The sequence below is a fragment of the Methanosarcina vacuolata Z-761 genome (assembly GCF_000969905.1).
Taxonomy (GTDB): Archaea; Halobacteriota; Methanosarcinia; order Methanosarcinales; family Methanosarcinaceae; genus Methanosarcina; species Methanosarcina vacuolata.
In genome coordinates, this window is the sequence record NZ_CP009520.1 from 3,983,732 (window position 1) to 3,998,825 (window position 15,094).

The window sequence follows — 15,094 nt, forward strand, 5'->3', positions numbered from 1 at the left end:
TTTCGTTCGCATAACGCAAAGGATTCCATGAATAAATTCATTATTTGATTTCAAAACATATGAAAAACACTGATATTTAGACGCCAATCAACGGGGTCAAATTTGATCAGTATACCATCACCCGAATTATAAATCCCCAAGCTCCCAGCCAAGATGTTCTTTTATAACGGTATATGCCATTTCAGGCGGGATAATTCCAATATCAGTTACGATCATATCAATGTATTCGGCAGGCGTGAAGTCAAAAGCTGGATTTCTTACCTGCACATGAGAAAGCTCTTTCAGGACTATAGGATCGACTACCTCGTCTACAGACCTTTCTTCGATTTCTATGGGGTTTCCTACAATCGTGCTCGGGCTAAACTTGAAGGTCTCGGCAGCGACCATAAAACTTTTTCTGGCCTCATGGGCTGCAAGCGCAAGCTGTGATGTCCCAATCTTGTTTACCAGTGCGCCATTAGCTGCAATAGCATCAGCCCCGACAACAACCTTATCCACGTCTTTCATGTAGTAACGCACCGCAGAATCTACAATCAGGGTTGTGGGAATTCCAAAATTGTTAAGGTGGCGAATTGTCAATAAGCCCTGGCGCCTGGGACGGCTTTCAGTAGCAATTACCGAAATATCCTTTCCATCTTCAAAGGCTGTTGTGATGATCGAAAGAGCAGCATGGGAATTGCAGTGGGTCATTATAACATCCCCGTCCCGAATTCTTCTCGACCCAATTTTTCCGATTTTTTCAAGGGCTTTGTCAGCTATCTCAATAAAGAGGTTTGAATTTTTAATAATTTCCTGCCTTGCTTCCTCCACGTTTGCTGAAGAATACTTTGATGAGAGTTTCACGGCATTCGGGAGGGAAACAGCTGTCGGGCGGGTACTGATGAGAAGATTAGAGACTTCCTTTATTCTGGCACTGAATTCTTCCATTGAAGCTGCGTCCAGCTCTGTGGCATAATCTCTGATAGCTTCAGCAGCGGCTTTTGCAATCCTGCCTGCACCCCGGATCTCCATTGTCCGGATTTTTTCTGCGGTTTCCTGAACTTTTTGCATGGTATAAGGGATGGCAAGGGTCCAATTTATAACTATCTTCCGGCTGTTCCGGGAACTGACCTGAAAGTAATTCAGATTTCAGTGAATTTCAGTAAGTTTATCCGAGATCTTCCTGTAATAAGCAAAAAGGTCTTCTCCCCACCGTATAGCCTGAGGTTCAAAACACAGGACATCTTCTATATGGTCGTAAGTGCCGTCTGAAAAAGGTAGGGTGAGAGAAAGGAACCTATCGGTAACTGCATAGGCAAGTTCGATTTTTTTGCTGCAAACGTAGAAACTTGCATTTTCGAATTTAAGAAATTCACTTAATTCAGGACCATATTCTTCTTTTATTCTCTCATAAATCGGGCAAGTTACGAGAATAGAAATGTTCACTCCATTTTTTGCGAAAGTAAGAAATAGAGATGGATAAAGAGGGTGAAAAACCGAGGCAATACCGCTTATTTTTTTTGATTTCATAAGGTTTTCCACAAATTCTTTGTGAGGCTCAAAGAGGCGCGTCCTATCGGGGGGTTCGGAAAACGTGCAGTTAGCCAGCTCTCCTATTCTTTCCCGCAGAGGGTCGGGTATGGACTCAACTGCATGGTTTGCCCAATATTCATATTTGCTTCCGAAGACAGTTAAGACATCCATCATTGGCTTCATTTTGCCAACTACTGCTATCCCGAGAGGAGCTAAGCTGTAGATATCACCTGTCTTTGAAATCAAGGAGTTTTCCCTCAGTTTTTTTAATTGAGGGAGAATTGCCACCAGACCTACATTCAGGTTTTCTTTGATCTCGGAAATCGTTTTGGGCCCATCCTTCAAAAATAAAAGAAGATCTTTCCTTTTTTCGGAAAGGAAAATCAATTCTAGAAGCGGGCTGTTCATGATTTTATTATATATACAGATATTTAATAAATATCTTCCTCATTTTTTAACTGTCCTCTATTTTTCAACTGTACTTCTACTGAAAGCCTCAATTGTTAACAGGAACCTGATACTAAAATAAATGTTTATCCATCCTGATATTCCAAGTTTTTTGAGCAAATTGAAATTACAAAAGAGAGTTTCTGCTATCTTTATTAAAACTTTTATTTTCCAATATTATTCAATAGTAACGCATGTTTTGTAAAATCACTTTTTTAAGTAAATATAAAAAATCATTTAATGTAATATTAATTCACTAAATTCGGTTAAACCCGCTTTTGCTCATGTAATTTAGTAGAAAGCCACTATATAGTTTTCAACACATAATTTTTATTTATAATAGTGTTTAATATGTAGAAAAAAATTATATTGAATGTTAATTTCTAATATATATATATTATGAATTAGTTTCTATAACCAGACTTTGTATCTATTTTCACCTGAAAATTGAATTTTATAGACAGTATATATAATTTTTTAGTTAATTAATTCCATCTTGCCTTTTTTTTGGTTTTAAAGCAATTTCGTCACTTTTTGTAAAACTTTAACATATATAAAATATATTTAATGATTGAAAATTCCATTAAGTCTAACGATTGTGATTTCAAGGAGACTAAATAATTTAATGCAACGCAAATTTTAAAGTCGTATAGGTTATATACCTCTATAACATAAAGAGAAAGTCAACGATTAAGAGTTAAGGGGTTTTTCTCTTAATCGTAGGGGTTGAATCACATAATTGGGAGCCTATCAGAGGTGGCAAACAAGGCTCCCAATTTTAATAATTATTCATGGGGTTTTTATATAAAAAAGAATGTTATCAGACATTTTTCATAATATTCTCGAGATAAGGTTGATTACTCTAAATTTATACTATATAAAGTGAGCGGAGTCCTGTGTATAAATATAAATTAGTGATCTCAGACCAGATCTTTATTTTCCTTCAAGATTTTAATAAATAAAACTCTTAAACCAGAGTTCGGCTTTTCTGTTATTCCATGAGTAAAACTTCAGAAACAGTGCAGAGTGAATATTCTTATTTTTGAAATCTCGAAAGCAGGCCTTCTCTTATTACGAGAAATTTTTTTTGTAATATTAATTAAACAAAAAACATATAAATAATACCTAAATAATATGGAACTAGTTCATTAAAGTTAATCATTTCCAACATGACAATCTAACGTGGAAATCAGTAAAACTAAGAGCTAAAAACATCAGGAGTCAAAAACTTGGATTTCAATACTGCAGTACAGTTTCATGGACATGTCTGCCCCGGACTTTCCATTGGCTACAGAGTAGCAACACTTGCCGCCAACCACTTCAAAGATCGCAGCAAAGATGAAGAACTGGTCGCAATTGTAGAAAACCGGTCCTGCGCCGTGGATGCCATTCAGGCAATAAACGGGTGCACCTGTGGGAAAGGGAATCTAATTTTCAAGGATCATGGGAAACATGTTTACACATACTTCAAAAGAGGCGATAATAAAGCTCTGAGGATTTCCCTGAAACCCGATGCTCTCCCCACGGACGAAAAGCACACCGAACTCTTCGCAAAATTAAGGGCAGGCACTGCAAGCCCAGAAGAGGCAAAAGAGTTTCGGGCCTCTCATGACGCAAAAAGCCAGAGAATACTGGAAATGCCCGAAGAAGAGCTTTTCTGGATTAGGGAAGTTGAAGCCGAGCCACCGGAAAAAGCCATAATTTACCCCACCCTGGTCTGCAGTAAATGTGGAGAAGGTTTCATGGAGCCTATGGGCAGGGTTAAAAATGGAAAAATAGTTTGCATTCCATGTTTTGAGGCAAAAGATGAATGAAATTCCTGAGGCTTCCGAAAGAATTGAAATGGTCCCTGTAGGCTACGTTGAAAACGACTACCTTGAACCGGTATACAATGAAGAGGTATACAATAAAGTCTCAAAGATAGCCCTCAAGAAAGAGTTTACAGAGGGGCTTTACAGAATCGAAGACTTTGAAAAACTGTACATTCTGTTTTATTTCAGCAAATCGAAAGGATATAAGCTCATCCACCGCCGCCATTATGATGGGGAAATCTCCGGAGTCTTTGCCAGCCGGAGCCCTTATCGCCCTAACGGGATAGGGCTTACCATTGTAGAGCTTTTGAAAGTGGAGGGTAATGTGCTCCATGTAAAAGGGCTTGATGCAATTAATGGAACACATGTGCTTGATATTAAACCTTACATAAAAGAGACTGAACAAGTTGACAATGAAACAACGGACTGAAAAAGAACAGAATTAGTGCTGAAATCAAAATCAAAAATCAAAAAGTAAAAACCCCTCTTTAAGAAAAAGAAAAAGGGTTTAACCCTTATTGATAATATGTCTAATTTAATGGCTCATTGAAATAGTATTATCTATAAAGAATGACGAAGAACCAGTTTTATCTATTACTTCTTTGTCCTTCTTTTTTGGAATTTTTTTGTGGCTTGTCGTGTGAGATGGATGTGATGCACTTGCTAGCTTGATTCAGTAAAAGATTCTCTAACTATTTTTTGTATTCCTTTATGCCCATCAGAAACAATTAACTTGACACCTCTTAACCCTTTTACTTTAAGGTCTTCGAATAGATCTTGCCAAAATAGAGAGTCTTCACTGTCTGCTAATCTTGCTCCAAGAATCTCACGTAAACCGTCATCCCTGATTTCAAAGATGTTGGTTGAATGACGTTCTTGCTTATGAAAGTGTGTAGTATCTATAATATGATATTGGAAAATTGGTCCTATTGATTGTGATATGAGATATTCTACATGTTTGGGTGTGTTTTAGTCAACAGTTTTAGCCTATTCTTTTATCGGTTTTGGAACTTAAATTAATAAGAGTCATGTAAAATCGCAGTTAATAGGACCAGTTTATACATTATGAGTAGTTGCACGGTTGGTTGATATCGTTTTCGTTCTATCTTTGAAAAGTAAACTTAATATAAATGAGAAAAAACTAAAATAGTAAACTTTTTAAATATTATCAAATATACTTTATAATATGTCTTCTAAACTATTTATACCACCAAATAAAATCAAATTCTGTGATGAAAAATACCACGGATCTTTTTCTTACACTGATTATAATTACTTAAAACCCGGTTTGGCAACAAAAATAAAAAAAAGACATTTTGAAATCGCATTAAAATTAACTTCAGATTACTTCCATAAAGTTAATGTTATAGATCTAGGATGCGCAGATGGTCCATTTCTTCCATCATTGGCAAAGCATTTTAATACCGTTGTTGGGATAGAATACAATCAAAAAGCTATAAATTTTGCAAAAATAGCAGTAGATAAACAATGTTTACATAACGTTTCATTATTTTGTAATAAAAACCAAAAAATAAGCGATATAAAAAAGGAGCTAAGCACACAAATATTTTCAATTATTTTCTTAATGGAAGTTATGGAACATGTTGGAAGCAATTGGAAGACCATGTATCAAGATAAATTAGTATTCCTAAAAGAAGCGAGTACACTAATCGAATCTGACGGTTTTATTGTGATTTCTGTCCCAAAAATGATCGGGCTGAGTTTTCTAATACAAACCGTCGGACAGATGGTTTTTAACCTGGATAATAAGAAACATATCCTTAATATGCCTCTTAAAGATTTCCTTAAATGTGTTTTTTTAAACGATACTGATGACCTCGAATATCTTTGGGTACCTTTTTACACCCATATGGGTTTTAATCATAAAAAATTTGAGTACTATATCAAAAAAGATTTTGATATAATAAAATCTAAATCTGACCTATTTCAGCAAATATACATAATAAAAATCAAGTCATAAGTTAATTTATATAAGTATCGTTTAAGCTCTTTAATTAGTGTTATGTTTCTTTCTCAGTGTACCTCTCTTATACGGCAATGTAATTAAGTTCTGCAAATTATAAATCTCGATACAGGCAACTTTTCGTAGATGTTCTCTTAATTTTTATAATTTCCTTGCTATCGTCTTTTTGAAAACCTCCTTGGTTGCTCAAACGTAAGTTTTTAAAATTTTTACTAAATTTTTGGCTTTTCGCCTTTATTGAGAAACTTCCAGCAGCCATTTTCCTAATTTTCGATTAAGAAATAACTTCAAGTTTTCGAATATGTCTCCAAAAACGACAACAAAAAAGATATTCTCTTTTTGAAGACATATACGGAAGTTAGATAAATTCTCAAGCCACTAACGTTTTAAGATTTAGTATTTTTCAGAATGATTTGCATACTCCTCCTTAGGGATTTCATTCAATTTTTCCGTTTATTTCTTCCGGATGCCCAGGTAAATTCCACCGGCGGCTACCACTACAAAGAGAATTCCGATAATATCAGAGCCCGAAAACGAGAGACCACTATTATCAGGTTCTTCGGTAGAATCTTTCTGCATCTCGTACCCTTCAACATAATCAGTATCTGAGGATTTCTGAACTCCAGGGTCAGGTTCGGAAGTATCTGTACCATATCCTCCGTTCGAATCCTGAGACGTCTGGTTGCTGGATGAACTGGCTTTTACGGTAGCATTTCCAGTATTATGACTGTGATGACTACCGCCGCTACTGTTCTGGGTCTTTTCTGTTGTCTCCAGAGTTTCAGCTTTGGTTGCAGCTTCTATTTGCTCGGAGTAGCCCGGAACAGATACTTTTCCACTTACAAACTCATGAAGAAGAGGATTTCCACAGGTGTGGTGACAACACGAAGCACCGTTCTCGGCCACAGATTCCTCATAATCCTTTGCAAGGCTTTCGATAATATCCTCTGAAGGTGTCCAGTAATCATGCCTGACTGCTTCAAGCATTCTAGCTGTCATAGACTGATAAGCACTGGGGTTGTTCTGCTTAAACCATTCTTTCATAGAAGGATCATTTACATAGGTTTCATACACATCTTGCCAGACAGTATCATCCACAAGGTCAGGGTCACTTACCTCCCATCCAAATAGGTTGTCCACAAATTCGGACATCATGCTGCCGCCTGAGTATCCGGAGGTCTTCATTCCTTCGATCCATTTGTCGTTGAAATATCTGGCCCGCAAGTCCTTGCTGAGGTACTCCTGCATTCCTACCATCTGAGCTCCGTCCGAGTTACTTGTGTCCGAAATATACATCTTCGGAGTATTGCCGCTAAGATACCTCGTTGCCAGGTTCATGCCGCCGAAGTACTGGAAAAGGTCATCGTTATCAAGGGAGTCGTACAGGTTTGAAGAGGACGAATGTACTGACGCTTCAACGCTTTTCAGGTTGCCTTCAAGGAGCTCTCTGCACTGTATTCCCCAGTAATCTTCTCCATAAGCGTATCCCATTTTGTTCAGGTATACGTTTGCAATATCTTCTTCATTATCCCATGACCCGCTTGCACTGATAGCATCTGAGACCCCTATATCATAAGTACCGTCCATTACTGCAAAGCAGCGCATTGTAGAGAGCTTTGTTGCAGTCTCATTGTCATACCCTTCAGATATCAGGGAATCATAGAGCGTAAGGGAGCTCTGATTTACGTAGTTTGGATAGTTTACGCCAGGAAGAGAGCTTGCAAGCTTCACAGCACTGTCTATCAGTTTTATCTTATCCGGGAAAGCATCCCTCATACCTGCGGTAGTATAAACAATATCAATACGCGGCCTTCCAGGCTTTGAAGTATCATAATTTGGCAATAGCTCTTCTTCAGGGATAGCTTCAACTCCGGTTACATACCCGTACTCATCCCAGACAGGTTTTACCCCAAGCAGGTAAAGCACTTCGGCTTCCAGAGTTCCGTGGTCTGCAATAAACTCCACTCCGAACCTTGAGAATGAAACTTTTTTGGGATATTCTCCATGTTCGTTATAGTAGTCCTCAAGCAACTGAATTGCAAGAGTTTTTCCAACTTCCCAGGTTGCTTCTGAAGGATAGAGCTTTGAATTTATGCTGTAATAATTGCGTCCTGTAGGCACTGCATCCGGATTCATTATAGGGTCCAGCCCTGAGCCTGGTGGGATGAAGCCTCCGTTCAGGGCTGAAAGAATTCTGTCAATCTCCACATCGCAGTTAAGAAGCCTGTCTTTATAATCCAGCCCCTGTTCAAGATCAAGTGTAACTGTGCTGTTAGTTTTCCCATAAACTGCAGTCTGCGCCTTAGAAACACTCGTATTATTGGTTACGACTTCCCAGACAAGTCTGGTAACTTTTGTATCATTCAATGGAATTCCGAGAGGATATGAAGATTCAGGGTAGAAGGCAGCAGTGATATTATCCTCAAAACTTCCTCCAAGCATAGCCCTTACCATTCCTGTAAGTTCATCGCTTTCAGGATCTGTCATATTAGTCGCAGGAACATGGCTGAGAATATGCATACCGTATGGGATATTTTCATTTCCTACATCTTCCAGGTATTCATGAAGGACATTTTTAACGAAATCTTCAAACTCCGTTTCGTTGTAATCTTGAAGAACAGTTACGTTATCTATTCCCAGATCAACACTGAGGTTGAGTGCTATTATCTCATTTACTATGGCCTTCTGGTATCCTGCCCTTGTTTGAGAAGAAATCCCGGGGTCGTAATACCCCTCCACATCAGTTGAAAGGTTTAGCAAATCTCCATAAAGCCCGCTGCGTTCAAGGGTTGGAGTCAAATGGTCAATAATTAAGGCATTACCTCTGTATTCCGCAGTTATTCCTTCTCCCACGTTGGCAACGATATAGGGATAGATATTCGGAATATCCTGCAGCAGAAGAGAAGACCAGTCTGAAGTCCGGTTCATGCCGTAAGTAGAACCCGGGAGCCATTCGTGCGTACCGTGAGTGCCCATATGAATAAGAGCATCAGGCTGGAATTCATGGTTTAGCCAGAGATAGAAAGCTATGTACTGATGTGTGGGAGGTACAACATTGCTGTGGTAAAGAGTGTCATTATTTTGTCCTGTTCCTCTGGCAGGCTGAGGCATGAGCCAGACATTTCCGAAACGCACCGTTGGAATTACAATGTATTTTCCGGTTTCATTCTCATAGATCATAACACTCTTATTTTGAGGCAGATCTTCAGACCAGGGTTCACCCCATTCGGCTGTTACATTGGCTCTCAGATTTTCCGGAATTTCAGACTCAAACCACTCTTTATAGGTATCCATAGGTATGAGTTGAAGTCCCCACTCAGTCCTGTTTTCCACCATCCCATCCAGAACTCCGGGAGCCCAGGAACCAACATTGATGCCCTGGGCCTGAAGCATTTCCATGAGCTTACTACTGTTTTCCGGGATTCCGGAGACCCCATAACCGCTTTTATTCATTGCATTCAGGAGTTCAAACATGCTCTGGGTGGAATTGAGATAATTTGCTACGATGTTATCCTTTCCTGAAGGATAGTTGTAATAGATGACAGCTACTTTCTTGTCTTCGTTTTCCTCTAACTTCAGGTTTGCCCAGTTAATCGACCTGTTTGCCATCCAGTCAATCTGAGAAGGCAGTGGTTCATAGCTGTTTTCACCTGTTGCGGAATCATAATTATCAATTCCTATTACAATGTACTCGAAAATCCCGTCAATGCTCGGGAGCAGAGTCTTGTATACAACCTCTTCACTGGGGATACCTCTATTACTATCAGCTATGTCGGTAGAATTAGCAGGGTTTGTAACAACCAATCCCGTGAGGACAGGCACATCAAGGTCTTCAAGCTCCTGCACACCTTTATCAGGGTCATCATAATTCAAACGGAAGCTCTTAAGAGAAATTACGCACTGGACAAGAGGTTCTCCATTTTCGTCAAAGTAAAAATTATGAATATCATTGAAAGTATCAAAACCCGCAATCACGTTGCAGCCTTTTCCTTCCAGATCACGGATAAGAGCATCTATGACTTTAAGGTTGTCACCTGTATAGTCGGAAGCATGGAACCATATCCCTATAGTGGGTTTACTCTTGTCGTAAATATGTCGTGATTCATTTGAGTTAGTTGAATTTGAGTTAGTTGAATTTGAGTTAGTTGAATTTGAGTTAGTTGAATTTGAGTTAGTTGAATTTGAGTTAGTTGAATTTGAGTTAGTTGAGTCAGAGTACCATTCAAGGTAATCAGTAGTATTTTCAAACCAGTCTGGCTGAGATTCGTTAGTTGAAGAACGAGCATCCGGGTGGTAAATTGCTGCTTCAGGGAATTCTATGGGATCTTCATAAACCCAGTCTTTCGTAAGCTCGGGTTTATCTCCATAAGTTTTTGCGAGGTATATAAGGAAGTTCTCAGTATTTTCCTTCAGGACTCCTCTGGAACCCATATTGTAGAAGAATTTTTCTTCGGTAGAATTATACGGGGTAGTCCCGGAAAAAATCTGATCATAACTTGAGGTGTTGATGTATGCTGTATCTATTACGGAAGTAATATCTATGAGTGCAGTCCCGTTTTCGTGAGCGCTTTCAAGATCGTCCCCGATATCTTTGAACTGCGACCAGAGCATATAAGTAAATATTACATCCTGGTTTTCAAAAGTGACATTGCTAAAATCGGAATATCCTGAAATATATGTTACGTTCATACTTGCATTATACGGATTGGACTGTGCTGCTGCAGAAAGGGCGCTCCCATCGTAACAGATAAAAGTAATATTTACGTGATTTTCATCAGCCGATACGTTCTGTGCTAGTAATAAAAGAACTACCGCACATAAAACCAATAATCTACTTTGTGCCGTACGCATCTTATCCCCAGAACAATATATCATGAACCCTGAAGCACCCGGTTAGAAAAAGAATCAGGATGCTTGGCCCACAGAATAATTTTATTATGAATTATTATGAATCTTAGAAATAATACAGAAACAGCTATTAAACATCAAAAATGAACTCGGAAGCTCTTGATTCTAATATGCAGTCCAATCAAAAACTTCCTAAATCCAATGAGTGGCCACTCTGTATGATAGATTCAACATTCGGAGCATTAGGGAATAAGATACATAAAACACAGTTTTTGGCTCATAATTGTTAGCTATTTGGGTAAAAACGGGTTAGATGGAGGTTTTACGTAATATATTATGATTCCTCTCTATTTTGTAGGAGTTGAAGATGCTTCTTCAGTTAAGAAGTAACTACACAAAACAGATAATCCTCTACATTAAATGTGATTCCCATGAGAATCGTTTCGTATATTATATGTGCAGGTCAAATTTAGAATGTAACTGTAAATTACCCACTCAAAATCGCGAAGAGCCAATACTCTTTCGTCCATAAACCAACGAAATTCTTTTAAAATCATTATGATGTGATATATTGATAATTTTGCAATAAATGAAATTGCTTATTTATTTTCAAATCATTGTTTTTATTATAATATGCCATTATAATATAGTGTCATATATTATATTATTTTTATACAATGTGCATTTTCATTTTAAATTGTGTTGTTCTCCCTATTTTTTACAAACTGCGCCTTACGCATACGAAATATTTATATACATAGATGTAATTTTAGTTATAGACAAATCAGATTTACTTGATTTGTCTTATGAGGCGCCATTTTAAACCTCCGTAAATCTGTAGTTTTCCAGGAGCAATTTGCCATTTTACCTCCTTAAAGCTGCAGTCTTCCGGGAATAATTTGCTATTTTTAGTCTCTCTAAACTGCAGTCTTCCAGGAGTAATTTGCCATTTTATCTCCTTAAAACTGCAGTCTTCCGGGAGTAATTTGTCTCTAAATATCTATTCATTGGTTATCGGTTAAGGAACTTTCTTTCCTGAAAGCTATCGATTTTGCTTTTCATTTACGCCCGGTGGGTTCAAATTCCTCAACAAGTTCCTGTGCACTATAATGCATTGGGTGAAATAGATAGCTGGGGAAGTAAATTCAAACCCTTATTCTGCCAACCATAAGTATTTTGCTTTATATTTTATTACTGTAGTATTATTTTTACAGAAGGGGAATGTTTCTGTTCAAATAACAGATGAAAACAATCTGGCAGAAGACCATATCCTGTTTTTTATTCTAAAAAAGAAAGTTATTCTGAGGGTGTAAAAAGAATAAAATGAAGTGCTTATTATTCGGCGTCACTTTCCAAATACAAATTTAATTTTTTCCGAGATTTTAGGTAAATTACATTGACTCAGTTCATAACAAATAAAATTCACCTATTTTATTGAAATTATTACTGTGAAGTGGATACTTTAATTGTACGGGATGATGTAGATGTGCCTGATGATGTAGATGTACCTGACGAAGTGGATGTACCTGACGAAGAAGATGTACCATTCCCATTGTCAGGTACGTAAATTACCCTGCCGTCGGCGAGCCTGTAAGCTGTTCCAAGAGCCTCTCCCGTCCCCCCTCCTATGTTATCGGTCATGTTCATGACTTCAATGGGTTTGCCTTCTTCTTTGATGACAATCTTCATATCCTGAGACCCTGGATTTTTGACAATAGTGAAATCCTCATTGGAACTTAGAAGTTCAGGGAGGTGATATGACATAACAAGTGCAACCAACAGAGCTACGGAAAAGACCATTGCAACATCAAAAACATTTGCAACGCTGGTCATAGGACTTTGCTCATCTTCATCTTTTAAAAGTCCTGTCCGCCTGTATCTTCTGGATTTTCGCATGAGTTCTTCCTCATTATTAAGAGACAATTAGCTTCAGTTCTTTTCCTCAATCGTATCCAGGATATAATCGATATCCGACATATCTTCCCAGTACCATCGCCTTCTGACCTGTGTAAGTACGTAGCCTATCCCGGCCGCAAAAAGCCCCACAACCGTTGTCGCAAAGGCAATCATCAGGTTTTGCGCAAGGGTCTCAAGGTCTCCTTTCGAAAGCCCTATCAGAGCAGGGCCTAATGGAATAAGCGTTCCCATAAGGCCAAGCATGGGACCGATAGTTGAAGTTATCTTTGTATGTTCAAGGCGTTTTGCCATCTTGATTTCATATTCCTGCGAAAGTCTCTCAATTGCAGGAAAATGTCGCTCTTTCAGGTATTTTGCAGCATCTCGTGCAAAAGAAGTGACCATGTAATTTTGTTTGATGTTTTCAAGAGCTCTGGATGCTTCCGAAAAATCCGAATTCTGAAGCTCGCACTCAATTTTTTTGCAGTTAGTCTCTAGATTAGTCCAGTCCCTATGCCTTTTCGTATATTCGGAAAGAAATTCTCCTAATTGAATCAAGGAAACAAATACCAGAATAGTGAGAAGAAACATTACAGGAATTAGCAAAGCCGTTGAGAAGACGTTCATCATATTGGATAATAAATTCATAAGGCTCAAAGATCATGCCTCCTTATACGTTCCAGGAAAAAACCTGCAAGGACAATGACTCCAAAAGCCATAAGAGGAATAATTCCTGTTTCTCCTCCACCGGTTGAAACAAGGTTCATCTTTTTTGTTTGTATATACGCAGGGATAAGCAGAGCCCCTAACAGATAGTAAATCCCTATCAGCATCATTGCGCTGCCCATAGTTTCAGGGGTTTTTCCAAACCGGACCTTTCCAAGCCTGAAAAGAAAAGAAGAAGCCACCACTGCTATAAAAAAAGCAACCCCAACAAGAAGTCCTACTTTTATCCCGGAAAGGTTAAGACTTTCTGAAAGCAGTATGCAGGAGACTGCAAGAGCTGCCAGGCAGACCGGGCAGGGTATGGATATAGCGAGGAAAGTGTGTCTTGAAACATCTTTTCCTGAATTCCACTTTTTCTGGGTGTAAATCCCTATCACTATAAGGAGAAAGGAAACAAGTACATGGATTCCCATGCCCATTGAAGAAAACTTCTCAAAAGATTCCAGGCTTATATGGTCGGCAACGCCTCCGAATAAAAGGGCCAGAAGTAAATAACTGCCTCCAATTGCAAAAATTTCTTTTGTACTTATGTTTGAAAATCCGCATCCTATTCCAGATTTAATTCCAAAGACAAGGATACCTATCAAAATCCCAATCACAGTTAATGCCGTAGAGTCCATAATACCTTCTGAGCATCTATAGTAAAATTAAATAAAAACTGGTTTTTGGGTAATATTCGTTATCTTTTTGGATAACAAGGGCTCATTGAGTGTATATTTTATACTAAAAGTTTGTCTACACCCTTTTTTCTGCCGGAGAGATAGAAATAATTAAACAAGTTAAAATCAGAACATGTGTAGAAGTTAAGATAATAAGATAGTAAGAGAGTACAAGAATAAAATAGTTAAATAGTAAAGTTACTATGAATCCCTTATTAGACAGGTCCCTGTAACCAAAATCGAGATTATTTGACTTAGTTATGACACCTGAATCGTAACATAATTACATAATACTATAATAAAATAGTAAAATAGTTTCTTTTTTTAAAACGGTATCAATTAACGTTAGTCATACATTAGAATTAAAACTTAACAAATATTATGTGAAAATTTACTTTGCTTGCCAGGCAGTAATATAGAAAAAAGAAAAGAAAAATCCGTAATTAAAGTAAATTTGCTAAAATTAAATATAAAAAAGACAATGAAAAGATCTAATAGTTTACTTTACTTGTTCTAATAAAAGCAATAATTATAAGTATTTGAGATAAAATAGAGTTCATCATGGTAGTAAATGTTATGAGGAGTTCTGGAATGAACGGCGGTAGAGAAAACCTTTTCAAAGCTATTTCTAGCGATACACGCCTCTCAATTCTCGAACACCTGAGTGAAGGAGATATGCATATATCCGGTCTGGCAAGAGAAATAGGGATTTCTGTGCCTGTGGCTGCCAAACATGTAAAAATATTAGAAAAAGCTGATCTTATAGAACGAAAAAAGTTCGGAAATACTCATATGATAGGCATCAAACTGAACAACATTTATTCTTTCCTGGACCACTTTGCAGAAAACAGGAGACTGGAGGTTGAACAGGGAACGACTCTGCTTGATGCCCTAAAAAGCGTGGCTGCCGTGGAAGTTAAGAAAATGGGGAACAGAGTCAAGGTCATCTCTACGGATGGGGAAGAGGGATTTTATATATATGAGGTGGATGGCAAATTTTCGGATAAGACTGTAGACGAATATGAGTTTTACGACGATGCTGTAGTCGAGTGGAAAAAGTTAGTGCCCGTAACGAAAAAAAGATTACTGGTAAGTATCAGAAGGTAAACAGCCCACACCGCTTACCTCCTTAGACGCTCATATCTGTTCACTGAGCTTGCAAAATCTCTACTCATGAAATCTTTAAAGGGTTTGAAAAGTCCACTGAAATA

At 38.0% G+C, this 15,094-nt stretch carries 11 protein-coding genes and 1 pseudogene; 5 read left to right on the forward strand and 7 right to left on the reverse strand.

The window, feature by feature from the left end; translation table 11 throughout:
* Positions 1-126: 126 nt before the first annotated feature.
* A complete protein-coding gene (locus MSVAZ_RS16365) occupies positions 127-1,050 on the reverse strand; it encodes a ribose 1,5-bisphosphate isomerase (protein ID WP_048122701.1) in 924 nt (307 codons plus the stop codon).
* 78 nt (positions 1,051-1,128) lie between these two features.
* Positions 1,129-1,920, reverse strand: coding sequence for a helix-turn-helix transcriptional regulator (locus tag MSVAZ_RS16370; RefSeq protein ID WP_048122704.1), 792 nt, complete (start codon positions 1,918-1,920; stop codon positions 1,129-1,131).
* Positions 1,921-3,188: 1,268 nt separating this feature from the next.
* Between MSVAZ_RS16370 and MSVAZ_RS16375 the strand changes: the two genes are divergently transcribed.
* Positions 3,189-3,773: an FmdE family protein gene (locus tag MSVAZ_RS16375; RefSeq protein WP_048122706.1), complete on the forward strand. Its 585-nt coding sequence runs from the start codon at positions 3,189-3,191 to the stop codon at positions 3,771-3,773.
* Positions 3,766-4,200, forward strand: coding sequence for a tRNA (N6-threonylcarbamoyladenosine(37)-N6)-methyltransferase TrmO (tsaA, locus tag MSVAZ_RS16380; protein WP_048122709.1), 435 nt, complete (start codon positions 3,766-3,768; stop codon positions 4,198-4,200). Before MSVAZ_RS16375 ends, tsaA begins: the two co-directional genes overlap by 8 nt.
* Positions 4,201-4,356: 156 nt before the next feature.
* On the opposite strand, the pseudogene MSVAZ_RS19805 reads toward tsaA, so the two are convergent.
* A pseudogene (locus tag MSVAZ_RS19805) lies at positions 4,357-4,619 on the reverse strand (transposase); the annotation flags it as partial.
* 337 nt (positions 4,620-4,956) lie between these two features.
* Here MSVAZ_RS19805 and MSVAZ_RS16385 point away from each other — a divergent pair.
* Positions 4,957-5,751 carry a class I SAM-dependent methyltransferase gene (locus MSVAZ_RS16385; RefSeq protein WP_048122711.1) on the forward strand — a complete coding sequence of 265 codons (795 nt, stop codon included), beginning with the start codon at positions 4,957-4,959 and terminating at the stop codon, positions 5,749-5,751.
* A 456-nt stretch (positions 5,752-6,207) separates the two neighbouring features.
* On the opposite strand, the gene MSVAZ_RS16390 is transcribed toward MSVAZ_RS16385, so the two are convergent.
* A complete protein-coding gene (locus MSVAZ_RS16390) occupies positions 6,208-10,605 on the reverse strand; it encodes a cobaltochelatase subunit CobN (protein WP_048122713.1) in 4,398 nt (1,465 codons plus the stop codon).
* 1,048 nt (positions 10,606-11,653) lie between these two features.
* Here MSVAZ_RS16390 and MSVAZ_RS21895 point away from each other — a divergent pair.
* Positions 11,654-11,773: a DUF1648 domain-containing protein gene (locus MSVAZ_RS21895; protein ID WP_197078783.1), complete on the forward strand. Its 120-nt coding sequence runs from the start codon at positions 11,654-11,656 to the stop codon at positions 11,771-11,773.
* Between the two features lie 272 nt (positions 11,774-12,045).
* On the opposite strand, the gene MSVAZ_RS16395 is transcribed toward MSVAZ_RS21895, so the two are convergent.
* From MSVAZ_RS16395 to MSVAZ_RS16405, 3 genes are read right to left on the reverse strand one after another with little or no spacing between them, the layout of a single operon-like run.
* Positions 12,046-12,498: a DUF2149 domain-containing protein gene (locus MSVAZ_RS16395; protein WP_048124244.1), complete on the reverse strand. Its 453-nt coding sequence runs from the start codon at positions 12,496-12,498 to the stop codon at positions 12,046-12,048.
* A 33-nt stretch (positions 12,499-12,531) separates the two neighbouring features.
* On the reverse strand, positions 12,532-13,155 hold the full coding sequence (locus MSVAZ_RS16400; RefSeq protein WP_048122714.1) for a MotA/TolQ/ExbB proton channel family protein: 624 nt from the start codon (positions 13,153-13,155) through the stop codon (positions 12,532-12,534).
* A complete protein-coding gene (locus MSVAZ_RS16405; RefSeq protein WP_048122716.1) occupies positions 13,152-13,844 on the reverse strand; it encodes a DUF2162 domain-containing protein in 693 nt (230 codons plus the stop codon). The genes MSVAZ_RS16400 and MSVAZ_RS16405 overlap by 4 nt, the downstream gene beginning before the upstream one ends.
* A 600-nt stretch (positions 13,845-14,444) precedes the next feature.
* Here MSVAZ_RS16405 and MSVAZ_RS16410 point away from each other — a divergent pair.
* Complete coding sequence (locus tag MSVAZ_RS16410; RefSeq protein ID WP_048122718.1) at positions 14,445-14,990, forward strand: helix-turn-helix domain-containing protein; 546 nt, start codon at positions 14,445-14,447, stop codon at positions 14,988-14,990.
* Positions 14,991-15,094: the final 104 nt, after the last annotated feature.

Coding starts and splice junctions, on each gene's coding strand:
- MSVAZ_RS16365 (WP_048122701.1), bottom strand. CDS start 1,050: ATGCAAAAAGTTCAGGAAACCGCAGAAAAAATCCGGACAATGGAGATC.
- MSVAZ_RS16370 (WP_048122704.1), bottom strand. CDS start 1,920: ATGAACAGCCCGCTTCTAGAATTGATTTTCCTTTCCGAAAAAAGGAAA.
- tsaA (WP_048122709.1), top strand. CDS start 3,766: ATGAATGAAATTCCTGAGGCTTCCGAAAGAATTGAAATGGTCCCTGTA.
- MSVAZ_RS16385 (WP_048122711.1), top strand. CDS start 4,957: ATGTCTTCTAAACTATTTATACCACCAAATAAAATCAAATTCTGTGAT.
- MSVAZ_RS16390 (WP_048122713.1), bottom strand. CDS start 10,605: ATGCGTACGGCACAAAGTAGATTATTGGTTTTATGTGCGGTAGTTCTT.
- MSVAZ_RS16395 (WP_048124244.1), bottom strand. CDS start 12,498: ATGCGAAAATCCAGAAGATACAGGCGGACAGGACTTTTAAAAGATGAA.
- MSVAZ_RS16405 (WP_048122716.1), bottom strand. CDS start 13,844: ATGGACTCTACGGCATTAACTGTGATTGGGATTTTGATAGGTATCCTT.
- MSVAZ_RS16410 (WP_048122718.1), top strand. CDS start 14,445: ATGGTAGTAAATGTTATGAGGAGTTCTGGAATGAACGGCGGTAGAGAA.